A 19476-nucleotide genomic window follows, 5' to 3' on the forward strand; every position below is an offset into this window, starting at 1 on the left:
GTATGCGTACATTAGCATTAATGATGCATTTAATCCCCTGCGCCTTTCTGCCTGTTCTGATTTTTCCGGTAGTCCTGCTTCACTCTCCCGATATTCTTCAGGACTGTCTGCCAGTGGTCGTCTGCCTGCTGCCGGTAGCGTTCGGCAACGTCAGCAATAATGTCAGGATCACTGTCATGGCTGCGGTGCATGCGTCCCTTCTGGCCAAAGATATCAACAATAATATTCTGGCTGCCCTGCCTGTCGAAAAGATGAGCGCACAGGCGCTTTACAACCAGCGGAGTATAGTCCAGCCCGGCTTCATCAGCGATCCGGAAGAAGAAGTACAGCATCTCATACGTTTTGTAGCGCTTGACGGCCGCACTGAGTCTGGCGGCCCGTTGTGGTGCTTCCCAGGTGTCATCCCTGTAGTTACGCAGTTCTGCCTGGTAGTCGGATTCCAGGTCTTCCTCTGTATACCGGTGGTGCCGAAAAAAGTATTCCCTGGCCCGTTCGACGACTGATTCATCCTGCGGCATGTCTGTCTCCGGTTAATGCTAACGTATGCGTACATTAGCATTAACATCAGTACCCGGCAAGGGGAGTGGCGTGCATCGTACCTGTGGTGCATCCCGCCCTGGCTCCGGACATGCTACCGGCAATTCTACCGGCGGTGCGCTGTCCTGGTGTCCTTTTCGCTACCCTGTCACGTCTTTAATTTGTTTGTTAGTTAGTTTATTTGTTAGTTTGTTTGTGTATAATGTGAGCATACCCCTTTATGCGGAGACTGACAGATGCGTCCGGCGACATACGAACCAGAACAGATTATTGAAGCAGGGCTGGCCCTGCAGGCTGAAGGACGGAATATCACCGGGTTCGCACTGCGTAACCAGGTGGGTGGCGGCAATCCGACACGTCTCCGCCAGATATGGGACGAATACCAGGCATCACAGAGCACGGTCGTCACTGAACCCGTTGCCGAGCTGCCTGTGGAAGTGGCTGAAGAAGTGAAGGCCGTCTCCGCAGCGCTGTCCGAACGCATCACCCAGCTGGCGACCGAACTGAATGACAAGGCTGTCCGGGCTGCAGAACGCCGGGTTGCGGAAGTCACGCGTGCTGCCGGTGAACAGACCGCACAGGCAGAGCGGGAACTGGCCGACGCCGCGCAGACGGTCGACGACCTGGAAGAAAAACTGGATGAACTGCAGGACGGATATGACCGGCTGACGCGGGCGCTGGAATCAGAACGTTCACAGCGTCAGCAGCAGGATGTGGAGATGGCCCAGCTGAAAGAGCGTCTTGCGGCCGCTGAAGAGAATGCCCGACAGCGGGAGGAGCGGTATCAGGAGCAGAAGACAGTGCTGCAGGATGCGCTTAATGCGGAGCAGGCCCAGCACAAAAACACGCGGGAAGACCTGCAGAAACGACTGGAGCAAATTTCTGCCGAAGCGAATGCGCGTACAGAAGAACTGAAGTCTGAACGCGATAAAGTGAATACTCTCCTTACCCGCCTGGAATCGCAGGAAAACGCGCTGGCCTCAGAACGTCAGCAGCATCAGGCCACCCGCGATACGCTGCAGCAGCGCCTCGAGCAGGCCGTCGCTGATGCACAGGCGCGCGCCGGTGAGCTTGCGCTTGAACGTGACAGAGTCAGCAGCCTCACCGCAAGGCTGGAATCGCAGGAAAAGGCCTCCTCGGAGCAACTGGTCCGTATGGGCAGCGAAATAGCCAGTCTGACAGATCGCTGCACGCAGCTGGAAAACCAGCGTGATGATGCCCGTCTGGAGACGATGGGGGAGAAAGAAACGGTCGCGGCACTGCGTGGTGAGGCTGAAGCCCTGAAGCGTCAGAACCAGTCACTGATGGCGGCGCTTTCAGGCAATAAACAGACAGGTGGCCAGAATGCGTGATGATGACAATTCAGACGCCTGTGATGAAGCGCCCCGGGCGGAGGATAAATGCTACACCAAAGGGCGACTTCGGGATGAGTTCAGGATGAAGCCAGCCCCCGGTGTGGAACCGGTCAGAATGTACAAAAGTCCTTACGGCGGGAAATACGGCGTATGGCGGCTGGCTGACTGCGTCCCGATGCGGGCGAAACGCCCACAGACAGAAAAACAGCGGCAGGCCAGCGCACGTCTGGGCCTGCAGGCCCGGATGAAGAGTGAGCGTGGCAGGTTCGCCATGCTGGCACATACCTGGTTAACGCTGGACCCCGTCTTCCTCGATACCGAAACGACCGGACTTGATGCCGGCGCGCAGGCGCTGGAAATCGGTCTGGTGAATGCCCGCGGTGAGAGGATATTTGAGACCCGCCTGAAACCCACTGTCGGCATCGATCCGGCAGCAGCTGCAGTACACGGTATCAATGACGATGATCTGGTCAGTGCGCCATCGTGGCCCGATATTGCGCAGCAGCTGCAGCACCATATCGGCCGGCGCCCGCTGGTTATTTTCAATGCTGAGTTTGATACGCGCATTCTGAAGCAGACAGCGGCAGCGCATAACGACCCTGCCAGCTGGCTGGACTCTCTGACGGTGTACTGCGCCATGCGGCTCGCTGCGGGTTATTACGGACCCTCCAATCGTTACGGTACCATATCGCTTTCCGGTGCTGTCAGTCAGGCTGGCCTGAGCTGGATCGGGGAGGCTCATTCCGCTGTCACTGACGCGGTTATGACGGCACAGGTGGTAAACAATATTGCCGGATACTGGCATGAGCTCCAGTGTGAAATGAATGATGACGCAGAGAGTGAGCCAGCATAACGCTGCTCTCTGGCTGGCCAGACAGCTGCAGGTATTAATTCAGGAGTCTGGAATGGAAAATATGATGAAAAGTATGCGTGAGCATTTCCCCACGCGAACAGTGGTGATTGAACAGTCTCTGGATATGTTCGGCATCAAACGAAATGAGGACGGGACGTTACTCTTCCCCCGTCACTCCGATAAACGTTTTCCCGTTGCACGTATCCGTAAGCGACTGGCGGCTTATGGCTGGCGAGGCGAACGCCTGAATAAGGAGGTGGCGCGAATCGTCGCGGGCCCTGATATCCTCCCTGAGAGAAGTGAATACAGCATTATTTTCCCTTACGGATGGGAGAAGAAGCAGCTGACGCGTGAGATGCGGAGGATGTTTCCCCGTAAGACTGGCCGACGTGTGCTGATTATGCTCGATGAATTACATCAGTTTATTGACTCACGGGAGAAGCAGTGACGCTGACAGAAAAATCAGGCCATCTGGCATGGTGCGCCCTGGTGGCGCTTGCGCTGGCCAGGCAGGATGGTGGCGTTCTCTCGCCAGCACAGGAAAACCTCTTTCTCACCCGCTGGCTGGCGACCGCGCTGAAACAGCGGCGTTTCCCCCGGGAGATAAATCCGGACATCGAGTGGCTGCTGAAACAGGGGCGCCAGCTGGGCGTCAGCGCGAAGCTGGCCAGCAAGCTGGATTATCTCTGGCGTTCCTGCACCGGCGAACTGTCTGAGCAGAATGACCTGTTCCGGCTGACCTATGCCCTGGAAACAGCGAAAGATATGCACTGGAACTACCGTCTGCTGAGCGATCGGGAATGGTCCGGCCGGTATGCTGTGGCACTCAGTGCAGGCGTGAACGGTATTTATCTCTCACGGGGCAACCTCGATGTCGCTTTTGACGATAAAGGCCGGCAGATAAATCCGCTGACAGCGCGTCTGACGGGGAACGTGGCCGGTGTGGTAAAGCTGTTTAACCGCTGTGGGTGGCAGGCAGAGCCTGAAGGGGATGCCTCCCTGCCCCACCAGTATTCGCTGATGGCCGGACAGGGAGTGCCAGGAAAGGGGGATTAGTGGCGGATCTGCGCCAGGTCGTCTTCAGTCAGACCGGTCATTTTCATGACGGTATTGCGGTCAATGCCGTTCTGGAGCATGGTACGGGCTATTTTCAGAGTCGCTTCGCGCTCCCCTTCTGAACGGCCTTTTTCAATACCACGTTGTTCACCGAGCTGAATCCCCTTCTCGATGCCCTTCTGTTCTAGCTGCTGTGCGATGGTCATAAGTGCGTCTCCGTGTTGCGGCACACGCTGTGCCAGTTCGCGTACAAAGGCTTCGGCGTCGGATGTTTCGCCTGCCTGTACTATATAGTGTACCAGCGATATCACCTGCGATGAAGACAAGTATCCCGCCAGCAAGATGGGCGCCAGCCGGTCAACCAGTTCTGCCAGGTCCCGCCGGTGAATATGCTTTTGCAGTAAAGTCAGGGCGGCCATGCTGCGATGGCCAGCGATTTCATCATCCGGAATAACCGTAACGTCTACCAGCGGGAAAGCGCCGCTGTAGAGTTTGCCTGCCAGCCCGGGATCGTCAAATTCATCCAGCCAGCGGGTAGAGTACGGATACGGGCTGCGCTTACCCGTATAGAACAGCACCGGTATCACCAGTGGCAGTTTTTTATGCCCAGCCTCCAGATGGCGCTGCATGGCGGCTACCGCATAGCGTATGAGGCGGAAAGCCATATGTTTGTCCGGCGTTGACTGGTGTTCGACCAGAACATGAATATATCCGTCGCCGGCTGTAGTTTTCAGGCTGTAGAGGACGTCGCTGAAATACTGGCGGAGATCATCCTCAACAAACGAGCCTGATTCCAGTTTCAGCGTGCTGAGATCGCAGACTGCCCGCAGATCTGCGGGCAGGTGGATTTCCATGAAATCCCGGGCAATATCCGGTTGCGTCAGGAACTGCCTGAACGTGGCATCGTGAGGAGTGGGTGTGCTGTTTTTCTTCTTCATCTGCCCTGGCTCTGAAAAATGGCCCGGATATGTTATCACAGCCCGGAAAAAGCTAAGCGAGGTGTTACACGCAAACTGTAAAGCAAAATATATTGCCTGAGATCATAAATGTGTATTGCCCTATACAATAAAGGTGTTGCGTCGTCTGAGGGCGCGGAGGCATAATTCCGCCTGAGCAAAGCCTTACCCGTTCGGGTCTACTTCAGGTCTGAACACAAAAAAACCACCCTGGCAGGTGGTTTTTTTGTTTGTGGTCTTTAGTAAAACTGTACCGTCAGACTGATATGATTCAGGTAAACCATCCAGCTTTCCTGCCCGGTGATCAGATGGCTGATCATGGTCAGTATGAACAGGCACATACAGTTACGTCGGTCCATACCGTGTCTCCGTATGAGGGTGGCTCTCCGTCGCTATCATCACTTCACGCGGAAACGGTTTTGTTGAGCAAAGCCTTACCACCATATTTATCGCCCGGATTAAGTGATGAGTGCTCCTGGCAAAAGCACAGTTCCGGGGCCTGCCCCTATCTGTTGGGGCTGGAAGCATTTTAGGTGCTACATATAGTGATTTGCATCAAACATGTTTGCGATTTCTTTGATTCAGAACAAAGTAAAAAGAAGAGAGCACAGACGGAGGGTCGTGCAGCAAATGTAAATTCTGAAAAAAAATTCAATTAGAAAACAAGGACTTCATTTTTTTATTATTTTTTAAACAGTACTCTGCACCTTGTCTTAATCAGTCATCATGGATGGATGGCCGACGCGTCGTAGAACACAGTCTTTCTACCCTATGGTCTCCCTGTCCCACCAGTATTCGCTGATGACCGGACAGGGAGAACCAGGAAAAGATGGGGAGCGGGAGAACATATGTTTTGATAGTAGCCGCTGACATGCTAACCCCTTCGTCATCCCCTCGCTTCCGCTAAAGCTATTTACCTTCACCTCAACTTATAGAAAACACAGGCCTCATTTTGCAGCATCATAGGTACAGTTTCTTTTCCACCATTTGTCTGAAGCAATAACTGGCCAAGCAGCCCTGGCGTAGCTATGTTTGGTACCTGGTAGTTAAGATTCGTATAAATGGATAGTTCTGCAGTGGAGCAGATCCGCCGCGCATTTTCATACATACCCCACGCAGTCAAAGCGCGGTTAGTTACGGGACTGATCGCGGTTATGATCTTCTCGATTAGATTTATTTTTTCACGGATTGATTCAATTGCAGTCTGTTTATCTACAGTTTTGATTTTTATCCAGATGCAGTCATGATGAAAAAGTCTGTTGCGGTAGTCTCTGATTTCTTTTAGAAGGTTCAGCAGTTTACGACGGGCCTCAATGGGTTTGTTGTCAATTTCGCTTAGTCTTCTCAGAGCTTTCGGAAGGGAGTTAGGCCAGAGAAAATTATTTTTTTTTGAGTTATCGTCTGTATGAAGCGCTTCAAGAAAAACGTTCTCCCATGTGGAAAATGTTGTCGCTGCAATAATATCATCATGGGAAAAAACTGGTGGCGTCGTTGTTACTTGTGATGGATGGGTTAAGCCAAGGCGAGCGACTTCTTTGGCTTTCCAATTGGTAAGTAAGCTTCGTTCAGCATCTCTGATGCATTTGATGAACTTGCCGTGATTGTCTTTCGTCGTATCATACGAGATGGTATCCCACCACCGTTCACCAAATCTTGTACGAGCTGTTTTATCAACTGAATTCCTGAGAACAAGTTCAAGTTGCTGTACCAGTGGATAAAGTGCGGCAGCTGCATTCTGGATCCAGAGGCTAAATCCATACATTTCCAAATCGGTGTGTACGTTAAAGATAGCAGGAACGCTTGCAAGTCTTGCTGTTGAAAGTAGTGAAAGTACAGGTTTGTAATCATTAATTCTTTGAGGCATTTAATCTCCTGTCCAGGGAGTACCCTGTCTCGCCTTCTATGCGCATTGACGTACCAACTATATTACGCTATTGTAATCACATAACGTAAGCCAGTGTTGAATCATCCCCCATGTTTCATGGGTTCTAGTGAAGGCACATCAGGCAAAAGAATTGAAAGACCCCGGCTCTGCTGGGGTTTTTCGCATCTAAATAACACTAATTCTTGATTCCTCCGTGCAGCTTGCTTGGATACGTGCGAAGTATCATCTCTAAGCATCAGCTGGTTTACACACCCGAATAACGGTCATTCTGGATACTCCTGCCAGTCGAGCTGTCTCATTTATTGATTTTCCGTTTTGCAGGCGTAATGTTCGTATCAATTCATGTTTGGCTTTATTCGCCTGTCGACCGGCATACTTACCTTCTAATCTGGCTTTTTCAACCCCCTCTTTCTGTCGCCGGCGACGATCCTCATAGTCTTTGCGAGCGATAGCGGCCAGCATGTCTAGCATCATGCCATTCACAGCCCGGAGCATACTTCTCGTGAAGTCATCAGAAGCTGCATGAGTAAGAGCAATATGACTAGTAGGAAGGTCAAGGCTAATGACCGATAGTTCTTTTTCAAACATCCGCCGTTTAAGAGTGTCCCAATCGGCATCGCTGAGGCGAGAAAGTCGATCTACCTGCTCAATCAGAATCACATCACCTGATTCCATATCAGACAGCATCCGATTGAGTTCCGGACGGTCGAGTGATGCTCCTGATGCATTTTCAACATACCATCCAGCTATGCGTTGCCCATGATGAGCTGCAAACTCCTTCAGCCTGTTTTTAGCTCGAAGTGCATCCTGCTCAATTGTTGACGCACGAAGATACGCATAAATGTACATTTTATCGCCTGTGGTTACTTTTAAGTGGTATCAAAAATATAGGTAACATTTAAATGGTATCTTAGCAGGGTTTTAGATTCGAAGTCGCTAGTATCTTTTGGGGACACCTAAGTGTGACTGGCTGACGCGCCCGCCGGGCTTGTCCAACCCCTCGCCTGCTCAGAAGCAAGTTCTGAACAGACTCACGGTTTGCGCAGCGGGTCAACAAAATTAAATACGATCACCAGAAATATTTTCTGGACACTTTTTCCGATAGTGCCGAAATGTCCAAGTTAGAAAACATTTTTTGTACATTCTTGGTGCATGATTGAAGGTGATAGAGCGAGGCATGGATTGAACTGGACAGAATTACCTGAGTGTCCAATGTGGCGAGGGATTAATGAGAATAGGTAGTTGGTATATTGAGCTTGAGTCCAATCTCCTTTATGAGAACGTAGGTATTTTCCTTGCTGTTGCCAGCAAGTATTGAGGTGATTTCATTCAGGTTTTGCGCTGCCCCAAGGACTTCAGATTTTGATGGTACAAACTTTATAACCACATAGTCTCTTTTGAGGCTGCTAGGCAAGGCTGAATACTTCGCCATTAACTGAGACGCAGCGTCTTTCAAATCGTGGATGGTTTCATGATTGGCTCTAAAATTTGTTATCGTTGCTTGTTCACGTAATAAAAGCGCTGTAATCCTCCCTAATTGTTCCCGGAATGATATATAAGGCTCAATGAATCTTTTTGCGATGAGCTGACCAACAACAAAAACGGTTACACCGGTGAGAACGGTTACGGCAGCAGACGAACTCATAATTGTACCTAGAGACTTAATCATGGTGGTATATCCTATCTGGAGGGTAACTGCCTGTCTACTGGACAGAATGACCTGTATGTCCAAGTGCATGGGGATTTATACTAGCGACCATGATCACCACAGGAAGAACGGGGTAGAAAATGGCGACTGAGTGGGTAAATGTAGCTGATAACGCCGTTAAAATTGGGCTTGGATCGGCGCTAACAATATTAGGCGGGTATCTGACGCTCAAATTATCACAGCGGCACGAGTTAAGGAAAGAAGCCTTAATTCAGCGACGTAAAGATTTCGACGTTAAAACTGAGCGCTACGTAGATTTTTTATCCAGTTCACGAATGATGATGCAGAAATATATGCTCACCGATTTCAGGCCAGATGGAGATGATTACATGGAGCTTACAAGGCGCCACGAAACGTTATCCCTTACGTGCACGACTAATACTATGAGAGAGCTAGCTTTTGATGCTTACTATGCTGTTTCTCTTGCATGCTCGATGGGCACTGCTGAACGTGAAGAAAAAGCCCCAGTCCGGAAAAAGGCTAAAGAAGCCTTAGATCAGTTCCAGGGATTTGCCAGCGAAGAACTACGTCGTGAGAAAGCTGCAATTGAGGTAATGAACAAAAAGCGGTCATTCTGGTTCTTTGGACGGCGGTAACTGCTAAAACTGGACTGAATTATCGGAGTGTCCAGATGGCGAGGGTATTAAACCAGCGACGTAAAAAAGCCGCTGGTTCGGCTTTTACTAACGGACATAAAATGTGATTTCGCATGCGAAATCTATTGCGTATCATTATTGATATCTTATATTTTCTCTGTATACTGTTTGTGTTGTCATGAAAGCGCGACAACAAACGCAGTGGCAGATAGCTGCTTCTGCACCTGGCGAAACGCCTGACTCACAGGAGTGTGTATGAAATCCCGCAATGAATTCATTTCATTATTGAAATACTCTTTCAAGCCGTGCCGCCCCTTCTCAAACATTTCGCATGCGAAATCTTAAGGACTGTTACATGACACTGAAAATTGGACCTATCGGAAAACTGATCGTTGTATGTAGTCAGAAGGGCGGAATCGTTAAATCGCAGTCATCCAGTGAAATCGCACATGACCTTCGTGAAGCTGGTTTCCGTGTGCTTGAAATTGATATGGACTGGACAACTGGTCTGACGGAGAGGGCATTCCCTGACGGCTTACCTTATGAGATAGAACGCGAACCATTAAGTAACAGTTTTACACCCGGTGAAGCGAATACATATCAGCTTTTCTTTTCTGAAACAGAGATTCGACCGATTGAGCTTCCTGGCGGGCGCTTTTTTATCGGTGCTACCAGTGAACTTAATGAAATTAACTACCGAAACAGCGACTGCATGTTCGACTTCAGGGACCGTATTGAAGAACTGAAGAAACAGTTTGATTTTATTATTGCTGATTCAGCGCCATCTTATTCAAATGTCATGATCGCAGCGCATATGTCAGCTGATTACCTTCTGATCCCTACCCTGCTGGAGAAGCAGGCCCGTAATGCAGTTGGTAAACAGCTTACTTATATGCAGAAAATTAAGCGGAACTACAATCCTTCGCTGCAGTTCATGGGGACTTATGTGACGCAGACGCAGGTCAAAAATTATAAAAAGCCACTTAAAGAAGGATATCTGGGGCCTATTGATACACTGAACCTGAATCTCCTCATCGAGATCCTTCAGGGAAAAGGCTACTCTGAAGAATACATTCTCGCCTATATATCATTTGTACCTGCTGCTGCAAAAGAAGCGATCGAACTAGGTCTCTCCTTTGATGAATACGACCCCAAGTGTCTTCCTGCAATTCAATATAAAGAACTTACCCGGAAAATTATTCTGCTCGCAGGAGGTAAGTAATGGCCAAGAAACCGTTTATGAGACGACTCCAGGCGCAGCAGGAAATGAAAAAAAAAGCATCTGTTGTTTCTGATATTGAACAGGTCATTGCAAATAAACAACCAGATGAGCAGAGCCATGATATAGCTGCGCACCAGATTATGGCGGATATTGCCCGCCCGGATATCGAACCTGATGGTCAGATAATACGCGTCGATATAAATCTGGTTTATGCTGAAGAACAAGTGCGACCTGAAGAAGACTTCGAGGAAGACATCATCGATGGTATGTCTGATACCTTCGAAACTATAGGGATGCTTACCCCGCCTCGTTGTTATCCTCGTGACAGACGTGGCTACCAGATATGGTTAGGCGAAACGCGTGTTCGCACAGCCCGTAAGCGTGGTGATACCCACATTGATATTTATGTGGGTAAACCACCACGGGAAAGAAAAGAACGCATCATCGGTCAGCTTATTGAAAACCTGCAGCAGTCTGGTTTGAAACCATTAGCGACTGCAAAATCGTTCTATGAGCTCAAGCATGAGTTCAATATGACGGGTGAGCAAATCGCAAAAACAATGGGTAAGCCTACCTCATTTGTCAGTAAACACCTTCGTCTCATTGATGCACCAGAAAATGTTACCGCCCTTCTCCGGGATAAAGTCACATCCGATGTCGATCTGGCATACACACTGATACAGGTAAATGAAAAGTCTCCTGAAGAGGCCGAGAAGCTTATCGCGGCTGCGCGAGAGTCTGGTATTTCACGTTCGCAGGTTAAAGCTGTTCTTGATGCAGTTAAGAACAAAAGCAAAGGTGAGATTTCGCATGCGAAATCTAAGGCTCAGAACAAAAAACCAACCAAGCCTTTGGGCAGTAATTCAGATGTAAAAACCTGGCAGGTTGTTGTCGAGATAGACGGTCAGCAAGGGGTAATAATGACTGACCGTGCGCCAGACAAAGCTGGGTATGTGTGGGTGAAAATGGACATTGGTGAGATTTCAGTTGAGGCTTCTGAACTACGCGTCAAAGGGATGCGCTCTCAGTGATGAAATCAACCCCGTTCACCGAAATGGCCACGGCATTCCGTGGCCAAATTGTCCGCCACTGGGCGCTTCGTTATCCCGGAACGCAATCCGAAGCAGCTGCCGCATTAACAGAAGCGGCTATCAATCTGGGATACGTTACAAGAAGCAGGCCCGTACCCGGCGCGGCGTTACTTTCATGGGCCTCTAACCCGGCTGAAACTCCGTTGTGGGCTGCTCAGACGGCGTTAACATTGATGCTCAGCATCGGCTGGAAGCCCGAAAGTAACCAGGACTGGTGTGGTATGTCGGCGCTGATATTCAGAGCTAATCGTAAACTTCCACTTGAGCAGTTAGTCGCTTCCTTGCCTGATAGCATAGACAGGCAAACTGCTACCGGATGGTTCGTGGCAGCAATTGAAGAGGATGCCAGCTACCGTTACAACAGGAAATCCACATGACCTTTCAAGAGCTTGATGCTTGTATCGCAGGCTCTGGCAGACGTTCTATCGCTTCTGCATTAATCGCTTTTATTCTTGATGCGCTTGATGACGGACAGGATGGAGTTGATCTTGATACCTTCCAGAGCCACACGCGCTTCGTTCGTAATAATGTAACCACGGTAGCCAGTTACCTGCAGCTTCATGGAATTATCCATATACTGTATTACCGTGATGGTGCTGCAGAACGTCAGTATGAGTCCGTTAATAATTACGGGCGGTGGGCAAAGCAGCACTATCGTCCTTCTGAGGCTCTTATACAGCTGCATCGACGTGATTAAATCAAAAGATTTCGCATGCGAAATCTGTCTAACCTAAGGAATAAACAGAGTGCCGGGTTCAAAGAGAATTTGCAGGCAGTGTCTGAACGATGACCGTTATCTGAACAACATCATCGCAAGCGATCCTGATGCCTCAGAATCATGCGATTATTGTGACTCCGAAGAGATGACGATGTCGATGGAAACACTGGCTGAAAAGGTCGACTGGTTGATTGAAAATTATTATCGGGGCGGAGAATATAACCATTATCTGGAAGAGTATGAAGGTGAACCTCTCTTCTCTGTTCTGGAGCAAGAGGTTACAGACAATGATAATATCATCAATGACTTATCGGAACTGCTCGACGAGTTATGGTTTGACTGGAGCTCACATGAAAGAAAATATGGTGATGAGCCGCATTTTGTTGAAGCTGTAACCATCTCAGGAAACCTTTCCAGAAAATGGAATTCAATGGAAAGGAAACTTCGGGAGAGTAATCGATTTTTTAATATGGACGCGATGGCAACTTTCGAAGAGGTTTTTACTTACCTTCACGAAAATCATCCCTCAGCATTCATCGATTTTGAGCCTAACAAACCAATTTTCCGTGGTCGTATTTTTCAGTCAGAGGATGCACTTGAAATCGCATTACGTATGCCCGAGTCGAGTTTCGGTCCTCCTCCTCCTGAACTGACACCTTCCGGCAGAATGAATGCTAGAGGTATCTCAGTCTTCTATGGCGCTACGTCCAGAAAAAATGCCATATCCGAAGTGCGGCCACCTGTAGGTAGTTATGTTGCTGTTGCTGAGTTCACTTTGTTGCGGACAGTCAGATTACTCGACCTCTCCAGTCTGAAAGGGCTGGCTGTTAACGGATTTAGCCGCTTTGATCCGGAGTATCTACTTCGATATGAGCGCAGTAGTTTTATTCAGAATCTCTCCAGAAAACTTGTTATGCCGGTTGTTCCTGAGCTTGAAGAAACAAATTACTTGTTGACGCAAGCTATCGCTGATTATCTCTCAACATTTGAGCGTTGCGAACTCGATGGGATACTGTTTACTTCCGCGCAAAAGCCAAAGGAAAGTACAGACCCTTCTGTCATGAATATTATCCTGTTTCATAAATCGTCTGGGGTACTGAATGCGGACCGAAGGTTCCGGGAAGCTGAAGTAAATATGTATCAGCATGATGAGGATATTTCATACTTTGACCCAGAGATAAGGACGACTCCCGATGATTTCCGTCGTGAATTTAAGGTGCTATCACGTAAGAAAAATAGGGAAGATATACTTGAGCTAAAACTCGATGGCATAGAAGTTCATAAAATAGAGGGTGTTGATTACTCCACATCAGAAACAACAGTCACGCACTATTTAACGGAAGGCCGCACAAAAGAAGTGATTTCGCATGCGAAATCTGGCTATTCGGATGACGAATTCTGACGGGTAGATGTAACCCAGATTTCGCATGCGAAATCTTTCGGTGGCAGATCATCTTATCATTGCCACCGGAAGATCATTCCAGCGCGTTGTGTACGCAGGGGAAAGCATTTCTCGTTTCATCTGCCAGTCAGGCGCAATCCCACGTCCCGCAAACCACACTTTCCCCAGACCGGAATGGTTAATACCATCCAGGACTTGCATCAGCTGCTCGCTCCGTTCCCGCGGCTGTACTTCATCAAACAAATTCAGCTGCGATACCCCGGTTGGCGTGAAATCGTTCAGCATACAGCCTGCCTTTGCGTAACGGTGACCATCCAGCCAGACCCTGTCCAGAGCTCTGACGGCAGCGGCAATGATGTCCCGTGTGTCCTGCGTGGGGATGAGTAGTTTTTCACTGGCCAGATTACCGTAGTAGGGCTCATTTACGGCGAACGGCGATGTTTTCACAAACACGGCAATATGCCTGCAGAACTGACGCTCTCCGCGCAGCTTTTCAGCTGCACGCTCAGCGTACTGACAGACTGCCTGTCGCATGGCTTCATACGTCGTGACACGCTCCCCAAAGCTCCTGCTGCAGACTATCTGCTGTTTGGGGGGAGGTGCTTCCTCCAGGGAAATACAGCTTTCTCCATTGAGTTCCCGGACCGTTCTCTCCAGAACTACATTGAAGTTTTTCCTGATAAATACAGGGTTCGCGCGCGCCAGCTGCAGTGCAGTTGTTATCCCCATTGTGCTCAGCTTCTTTGAGATCCTGCGGCCAACCCCCCAGATTTCCTCCACCGGCTGCAGTGACAGCAGTTTTTCCGTACGGCGGATATTGTCTGGCGTTAACGCCAGCACGCCACCAAACTGTGGCCACTCTTTCGACGCCCATTGTGCGCTTTTAGCCAGCGTTTTGGTCGGTCCCATTCCGACGCCGATGGTTAGCCCTGTGCCGGAACGAACGTGCTCACGCAGCTGCCGGCCGAAACCCTCGAAATCGATGCAGCTGTCTATACCGCGAATGTCCAGAAACATCTCGTCGATGCTGTACTGCTCCACGCGCGGCGCCAGCTCTTCCAGGTGAACCATGACCCTGTTCGACATTGATGCGTAGAGGGCGTAATTACTGGAGAACGCGATAACCGGCTCCGGAAATTTCATCGACTTCAGCTGAAACCACGGTACCCCCATTTTGATACCCAGCCGCTTCGCTTCAGGACTTCTCGCAATGACGCAGCCATCGTTATTTGAGAGAACGACGACGGGTTTGTTTCGCAGGTCAGGGCGAAAAACCTTTTCGCAGCTGGCATAGAACGAATTCACGTCAGCAAGCGCGTACATCAGTCCATGCCCCGTGTTTTGTGTATGAAGGCTGTCACCACCCCAAAAATCTGCAGGTCTTCCGGATAGAGAGTGGGATAGGCCGGGTTCATCGGCAGCAGGGCGATACGGGGTGTCAGCTGCAGGCGTTTAACCGTGAATTCGCCATCAGTCTCCGCGATGACAATGTCACCCTGCACCGGCTTTTCGGCTTTGTCGACCACCATCAGGTCGCCGGAATGCAGGCCCATCTCTTTCATCGAATCCCCGATAGCCCTGACGAAGAACGTTGCAGCCGGACGCCGGATGCAATAGGCATTCAGGTCCAGTTCCTCCTCCGTGTAATCGGCGGCCGGCGACGGAAAACCCGCCGGGCAACGTTCGGTGAACAGCGGGGCAGTGGACGGCACCGGCTCCTGTTCGGGGGCGACAAAAAGTAACATGGCATACCTCTTAAAATACCTGTTTTTATATACAGTATTATTTAAGATATTTCCCGTCCTGCAAGAAGAATTTTACCTGCTCCTGCCAGGTCATTGTTCTGGCGGATAAAACAGGCTCAGGGTTATCCTCAGAAACGGTGCATAACCCTGTGAGTGGATACCGGGTATCTCACCGTCTGCTAAGCCTGTGGCTCTATCAGTTCCCGGCCCTGGTTCCGGGGATTGCCAACAGCCCGGCTGACGGGGTGCCATGTGAAATCTTCGGCGCAAAGACTGCCCTCACGGGCAATGTCTTCCGCCTCTTTACTGGTTGTGTTTTCGCTGAGCCATTTACGTGCGGCAGCCGGTGAGTACACGAGCGGTCGCCGATCGTGAATGTCCAGCAGTCCCTCATCCGCAGCGGCCGTGACGATCAGGAACCCTTCCAGGTCATTGCCGTTCTCAAAAGGTGGTTTCCCGATGGCAGCGAGCAGGAGTGGATTTCCGTCCTTACGGTAAATGAAAAACGGCTGTTTCACGCCGTTTTGCTGTTTCCACTCGAACCAGCCGTCAGCAAAAACAATGGCCCGTCCGTGCTCCCAGAGTGGCCTGAACATCCGGCTGCCGGCCGCAGTTTCACTCCGGGCGTTGATGAGAGCGGGCTTGTTCCACCACTCCGGGGCATAACCCCAGTGAACAGGATCAAGATGCAGCTGCGAGCGACGTTCACTCAGCAGCAATACCCGGGTTCCGGGCGCAACGTTGTAGCGGCCGACGGGCTCCGGATCATATGGAATGTCCCGTTCAGCTTCTTCTCCGAGAAAGGCCAGGTACTCCTCGCGGGAGTTGTATTGCGTAAACCGACCGCACATTGTGTTTCTCCGCTGTGGATCTGTAATCAGTGTTCACCTCAGTTCTGAACATAGGCCGTATTTGAGGTTCCTGCCATCGTGCGGCCGCCGTGCCGCTACTTTAGCCGGGCCGCTTCGAATGCAAGGGTTCGCTCTGCCGGTGTCCTCACCCGGTCGCAGTTAATTTCAAAGGCATTACCCGCTGTCTTCCCGTCGTTTTCCGTCTCAATTTTCGCCGTCAAACCGTCCAGCCAGCGTGGGCTTTTTCACTGCGCTGCGGCTTGCGGCACCGCCCATGCATTCTCCGCTTTTCGCCCGGCTGTCGTATCGGCACGGCGTAACTGGCGCCGCATTTGAGAAAGGAGAACTACCATGTCCCGATTTATCCAGGGTAATTGCGTCCATATCATGTCCGGCTTTCCGGATAATGCTGTCGATTTCATTCTGACCGACCCGCCATATCTCGTCGGTTTTCGTGACCGTCAGGGGCGTACCATCGCCGGCGATAAAACAGATGAATGGCTGCAACCCGCCTGCCATGAGATGTATCGCGTCCTCAAAAAAGACGCGCTGATGGTGAGCTTCTACGGCTGGAACCGCGTCGATCGCTTTATGGCCGCATGGAAAAATGCGGGATTCAGCGTTGTCGGCCACCTGGTATTTACCAAAACCTACACATCGAAGACCAGGCGTTACTGAAAAAAGCGCAGGACATCATCGCGGAAAAAATGAAGGAGAACGCGCCATGAGATGTATTGCCGGTGCGCTTGCCCTGATGATGGCAGCATCGTTGCATGCTGCTCCTGAGGATGTGCTGGCACCTGACTATGCCCGGGAAGAGGGATGGCAGTGGTACAACCCCAATGCTGAAGAGGCAGAGCCCGAACCAGCGTCGCCGCCGACACTACGGGAACGTCTGGCCAGCATGACGCCATCAGAGCAGAAAAAGGTGCTCCAGCAGGCTACCCGTGAAGCGCTGGACACCGCCATTCTGTATCCATCTGCGGAGAACTTTCGCCGCTTTATGACACTCCAGAACTTCTGGACTGACCGGGCAACGGACTTTACCCAGACGGCGAAACTGGCCCGGCTGAAGTATCCGGAGCTGGATTACAACGTGAAGCGCAGCCATTACAACGGCACGGTGGAAGCTCGCCTGACTGAAGAGAAGAAGGTCCAGAATGCGGTTATCAGCCAGGTGGCGCAGCGTTATGGCCTGTTCTTTTTCTACCGGGGCAATAATGCCGTCGACAACCTGATGGCCGGGGTGATACGTGCTTTCTGTGAAGATCGGGGGATCAGCCTGATGGCCGTCAGTGTGGACGGTAAACTCAGCGACCAGCTTCCGCAAAGTCGCCCTGACAGCGGACAGGCCGAAAAAATGCGTGTCACCCACTTCCCGGCCACGTTTCTGGTCGACCCGAAAACTCACCAGTGGCAACCCCTTGCGTGGGGGTTTATGAGCCACGACGACCTGGATCGCCAGATGGTCAGCGTCCTTACCCACTTTGCACCTGACTACTGATAACACCTGTCTTTGAGGTAACCCATGCTTATTACTGCATTGCGGACCGCCATCCTGATGGCGGCGATGCTGGCCGGCTGTCTGCAGGCCGGAACACTGGATGATATTCGTGCTCTTGAAGCCGGAAAAACGGGCCGCAGCGCCCCTGCTATGGACGCTCTCAGCCTGCCGGGGAACAGGGCGACACCGACAACAGACCGTGCCGCTCAGGATACGTCACCTGTCTGGTATACGCTGAGTGACGGGCGGAAAGTTAACCTGCAGGACTGGAAGGTGGTGCTGTTCATGCAGTCGACCTGCCAGTACTGCCGCCAGTTTGCTCCGGTTCTAAAAGCCTTTTCTCAGAAAACCGGTCTTGACGTTTTCCCTATTAGCCTTGACGGGAAGGGAGATGCCGAATTCCCCGATGTTCTGCCAGCAACGCCGGATGTGATGGTGGAATATTTCCAGAGTGGCCTGCCGGTGGCCACGCCAACCACCTTTCTGACCAACGTCAATACGATGGAAACCTGGCCGCTGCTGCAGGGTGCCGCAGGGGCTGGAGAATTCCGCGCCCGCCTCGATGAAGTACTCCGGATGGCGCTGGATCGTCAGGCCGGGAAAAGCATTCCACTCAACGCTCAGGGACAACAATAATGCGACTGAAACCGCTCTGCCTGGCCTTTGCGCTGGGCCTGTACAGCGCAGGAACGGCGCATGCCGCGCTGCAGGATGACATGAATTCATTCTTTAATGACATGAGTTATGCCAGCAACACCACCTCGGCAAAAGCCTGGCAGGGGCAGGCCGCACGTTATGTCTCCGGAGGCTCGTTCTACGCGCGCACCGGCAACAAGAACATTCAGCTGGTTTCCATAAGTCTGCCATCCATCAACGCCGGGTGCGGCGGGATTGACGTGTATCTGGGGGCGTTTTCCTTTATTAACTCCGACCAGATTATGGCGTTTGTGAAACAGACGATGGCGAACGCGGCAGGCTACTTCTTTGACCTTGCGCTGGAAACCACCGTACCGGAACTCAAGGCCGCGAAAGACTTTCTGCAGAAGATGGCCGCTGATATTAACCGGTTCAATATGTCCAGCTGTCAGGCGGCAAAGGCGATGGTCGACAGCGTGGCATCGCTGTGGGGCGAGAGCCAGCAGAACGTCTGCCAGTCTGTTGGCGGGCAAACCAGCGTGTTTTCGGACTGGGTGGCTTCCCGTCAGGGCTGTACCTCCGGAGGCAAATACGGTTCCGTCGCTGATAAAGCCACCGGCGCGGAAAAGGACCAGGTTCTGAAGGATATCAACCTGATGTGGGATGCGCTCGGCAATAGCTCGCTCAGCAGCAACGCAGAGCTGCGTCAGTTCGCCATGAGCATCAGTGGTTCGGTGATTTTCGGCAGCAACGGCGAATTGCGGATACTGTCTTCAATGGCATCGGACCGCAGCCTGCTGACAGCGATGATGAGCGGGGGGACGGCAAAGGTATACGTCTGCGATAACCAGAATAAATGCCTGTCCCCGACTCTGAATAACGTGACGATTTCCGCAGACAAATCGCTTATTAAGATGGTGCAGGACATGCTGACCAGCATCGAGAACAAGGCCATCACCGACACGCCGCTGACGGAAAAAGAGAAGCAGTTCATCAACAGTACCTCCATCCCCATTCTCTCCTGGATTGTGGACCAGTCGTCACTGAGTGTCTCTCAGTCCCTGTTTGCCCAGCTGACGGATTACATCGCGGTCGACATCTATCTGCAGTATCTGGAAGCCGTGATGAAGGTGGTTAACGGATCGCTTGCCACCAAAGATTATCCGGGCGCCAACATGAAAGAGCTGAAAAGCGGGCTGGCCGACGCGCGTCAGGCGCTTAACTCGCTGCGTATGGAAGTGCAGATCAAAGAAGATGCCCTTATCTCCGCGCAGCAGCAAATCCGCTTTATCCGCCAGCAGGTCTCCTCAAAGATGAGCGATCGTGTGCTTGGTAACTACCAGTTCAGCAGGGTGAATTGA

At 51.2% G+C, this 19476-nt stretch carries 21 protein-coding genes and 1 pseudogene; 14 read left to right on the plus strand and 8 right to left on the minus strand.

Annotated features, from left to right (window positions below; genetic code table 11):
* Positions 1–29: 29 nt before the first annotated feature.
* A complete protein-coding gene (locus OGV74_RS00870) occupies positions 30–518 on the minus strand; it encodes a hypothetical protein (protein WP_063615379.1) in 489 nt (162 codons plus the stop codon).
* Positions 519–773: 255 nt separating this feature from the next.
* Between OGV74_RS00870 and OGV74_RS00875 the strand changes: the two genes are divergently transcribed.
* The 4 genes from OGV74_RS00875 to OGV74_RS00895 are packed head-to-tail and all read left to right on the plus strand — an operon-like array spanning position 774 to position 3801.
* Positions 774–1889 carry a DNA-binding protein gene (locus OGV74_RS00875; RefSeq protein WP_063615380.1) on the plus strand — a complete coding sequence of 372 codons (1116 nt, stop codon included), beginning with the start codon at positions 774–776 and terminating at the stop codon, positions 1887–1889.
* The gene (locus OGV74_RS23335; protein WP_063615381.1) at positions 1882–2745 is read left to right on the plus strand and encodes a 3'-5' exonuclease; all 864 of its coding nucleotides are present in this window, start codon (positions 1882–1884) and stop codon (positions 2743–2745) included. Before OGV74_RS00875 ends, OGV74_RS23335 begins: the two co-directional genes overlap by 8 nt.
* A gap of 52 nt (positions 2746–2797) precedes the next feature.
* Positions 2798–3193, plus strand: a complete 396-nt coding sequence (locus OGV74_RS00890; protein WP_063615382.1) for a hypothetical protein — start codon at positions 2798–2800, stop codon at positions 3191–3193.
* Complete coding sequence (locus OGV74_RS00895) at positions 3190–3801, plus strand: DUF2913 family protein (RefSeq protein ID WP_063615383.1); 612 nt, start codon at positions 3190–3192, stop codon at positions 3799–3801. The genes OGV74_RS00890 and OGV74_RS00895 overlap by 4 nt, the downstream gene beginning before the upstream one ends.
* Here the strand turns inward: OGV74_RS00895 and OGV74_RS00900 are convergent.
* From OGV74_RS00900 to OGV74_RS00915, 4 genes are all read right to left on the minus strand, one after another.
* Entirely contained in the window at positions 3798–4739 is a 942-nt protein-coding gene (locus OGV74_RS00900) for an Rpn family recombination-promoting nuclease/putative transposase (protein WP_063615384.1), read from the minus strand. The genes OGV74_RS00895 and OGV74_RS00900 overlap by 4 nt on opposite strands.
* A 937-nt stretch (positions 4740–5676) precedes the next feature.
* The gene (locus OGV74_RS00905) at positions 5677–6621 is read right to left on the minus strand and encodes an Abi family protein (protein WP_063615385.1); all 945 of its coding nucleotides are present in this window, start codon (positions 6619–6621) and stop codon (positions 5677–5679) included.
* 249 nt (positions 6622–6870) lie between these two features.
* Entirely contained in the window at positions 6871–7491 is a 621-nt protein-coding gene (locus OGV74_RS00910) for a recombinase family protein (RefSeq protein WP_063615386.1), read from the minus strand.
* A gap of 376 nt (positions 7492–7867) precedes the next feature.
* The gene (locus tag OGV74_RS00915; RefSeq protein ID WP_063615409.1) at positions 7868–8311 is read right to left on the minus strand and encodes a hypothetical protein; all 444 of its coding nucleotides are present in this window, start codon (positions 8309–8311) and stop codon (positions 7868–7870) included.
* Positions 8312–8430: 119 nt separating this feature from the next.
* Between OGV74_RS00915 and OGV74_RS00920 the strand changes: the two genes are divergently transcribed.
* The 6 genes from OGV74_RS00920 to OGV74_RS00945 all read left to right on the plus strand — a co-directional run bounded on the left by OGV74_RS00920 (position 8431) and on the right by OGV74_RS00945 (position 13379).
* Positions 8431–8946 (plus strand): hypothetical protein, encoded by a 516-nt coding sequence (locus OGV74_RS00920; protein ID WP_063615387.1) that lies wholly within the window; start codon positions 8431–8433, stop codon positions 8944–8946.
* A 355-nt stretch (positions 8947–9301) separates the two neighbouring features.
* Complete coding sequence (locus OGV74_RS00925) at positions 9302–10168, plus strand: ParA family protein (RefSeq protein WP_063615388.1); 867 nt, start codon at positions 9302–9304, stop codon at positions 10166–10168.
* Positions 10168–11199, plus strand: a complete 1032-nt coding sequence (locus OGV74_RS00930) for a ParB/RepB/Spo0J family partition protein (protein WP_048242298.1) — start codon at positions 10168–10170, stop codon at positions 11197–11199. The genes OGV74_RS00925 and OGV74_RS00930 overlap by 1 nt, the downstream gene beginning before the upstream one ends.
* Positions 11199–11636, plus strand: coding sequence for a hypothetical protein (locus tag OGV74_RS00935; RefSeq protein WP_023197091.1), 438 nt, complete (start codon positions 11199–11201; stop codon positions 11634–11636). The genes OGV74_RS00930 and OGV74_RS00935 overlap by 1 nt, the downstream gene beginning before the upstream one ends.
* Positions 11633–11956 (plus strand): hypothetical protein, encoded by a 324-nt coding sequence (locus OGV74_RS00940; protein ID WP_000143877.1) that lies wholly within the window; start codon positions 11633–11635, stop codon positions 11954–11956. Before OGV74_RS00935 ends, OGV74_RS00940 begins: the two co-directional genes overlap by 4 nt.
* Before the next feature lie 49 nt (positions 11957–12005).
* On the plus strand, positions 12006–13379 hold the full coding sequence (locus OGV74_RS00945) for an RES family NAD+ phosphorylase (RefSeq protein WP_063615389.1): 1374 nt from the start codon (positions 12006–12008) through the stop codon (positions 13377–13379).
* A 48-nt stretch (positions 13380–13427) separates the two neighbouring features.
* Here OGV74_RS00945 and OGV74_RS00950 read toward each other — a convergent pair whose 3' ends face one another.
* The 3 genes from OGV74_RS00950 to OGV74_RS00960 form a co-directional block, all read right to left on the minus strand.
* Complete coding sequence (locus OGV74_RS00950; RefSeq protein WP_063615390.1) at positions 13428–14702, minus strand: Y-family DNA polymerase; 1275 nt, start codon at positions 14700–14702, stop codon at positions 13428–13430.
* Positions 14702–15124 carry a translesion error-prone DNA polymerase V autoproteolytic subunit gene (gene umuD / locus OGV74_RS00955; protein WP_063615391.1) on the minus strand — a complete coding sequence of 141 codons (423 nt, stop codon included), beginning with the start codon at positions 15122–15124 and terminating at the stop codon, positions 14702–14704. The genes OGV74_RS00950 and umuD overlap by 1 nt, the downstream gene beginning before the upstream one ends.
* Before the next feature lie 179 nt (positions 15125–15303).
* A complete protein-coding gene (locus tag OGV74_RS00960; RefSeq protein ID WP_063615392.1) occupies positions 15304–15975 on the minus strand; it encodes an SOS response-associated peptidase family protein in 672 nt (223 codons plus the stop codon).
* A 351-nt stretch (positions 15976–16326) separates the two neighbouring features.
* On the opposite strand from OGV74_RS00960, the pseudogene OGV74_RS00965 reads away from it, so the two are divergent.
* The 4 genes and pseudogenes from OGV74_RS00965 to traH form a co-directional block, all read left to right on the plus strand.
* Positions 16327–16638: pseudogene (locus OGV74_RS00965) on the plus strand (DNA methyltransferase); the annotation flags it as partial.
* A gap of 61 nt (positions 16639–16699) precedes the next feature.
* Entirely contained in the window at positions 16700–17479 is a 780-nt protein-coding gene (traF, locus tag OGV74_RS00970; protein ID WP_045912014.1) for a type-F conjugative transfer system pilin assembly protein TraF, read from the plus strand.
* Positions 17480–17503: 24 nt separating this feature from the next.
* Positions 17504–18115, plus strand: coding sequence for a type-F conjugative transfer system pilin assembly thiol-disulfide isomerase TrbB (gene trbB / locus OGV74_RS00975; RefSeq protein WP_063615430.1), 612 nt, complete (start codon positions 17504–17506; stop codon positions 18113–18115).
* Positions 18115–19476 carry a conjugal transfer pilus assembly protein TraH gene (gene traH / locus OGV74_RS00980; protein ID WP_008455329.1) on the plus strand — a complete coding sequence of 454 codons (1362 nt, stop codon included), beginning with the start codon at positions 18115–18117 and terminating at the stop codon, positions 19474–19476. Before trbB ends, traH begins: the two co-directional genes overlap by 1 nt.

This window comes from Citrobacter sp. Cf116 (assembly GCF_030336505.1).
GTDB lineage: Bacteria > Pseudomonadota > Gammaproteobacteria > Enterobacterales > Enterobacteriaceae > Citrobacter > Citrobacter freundii.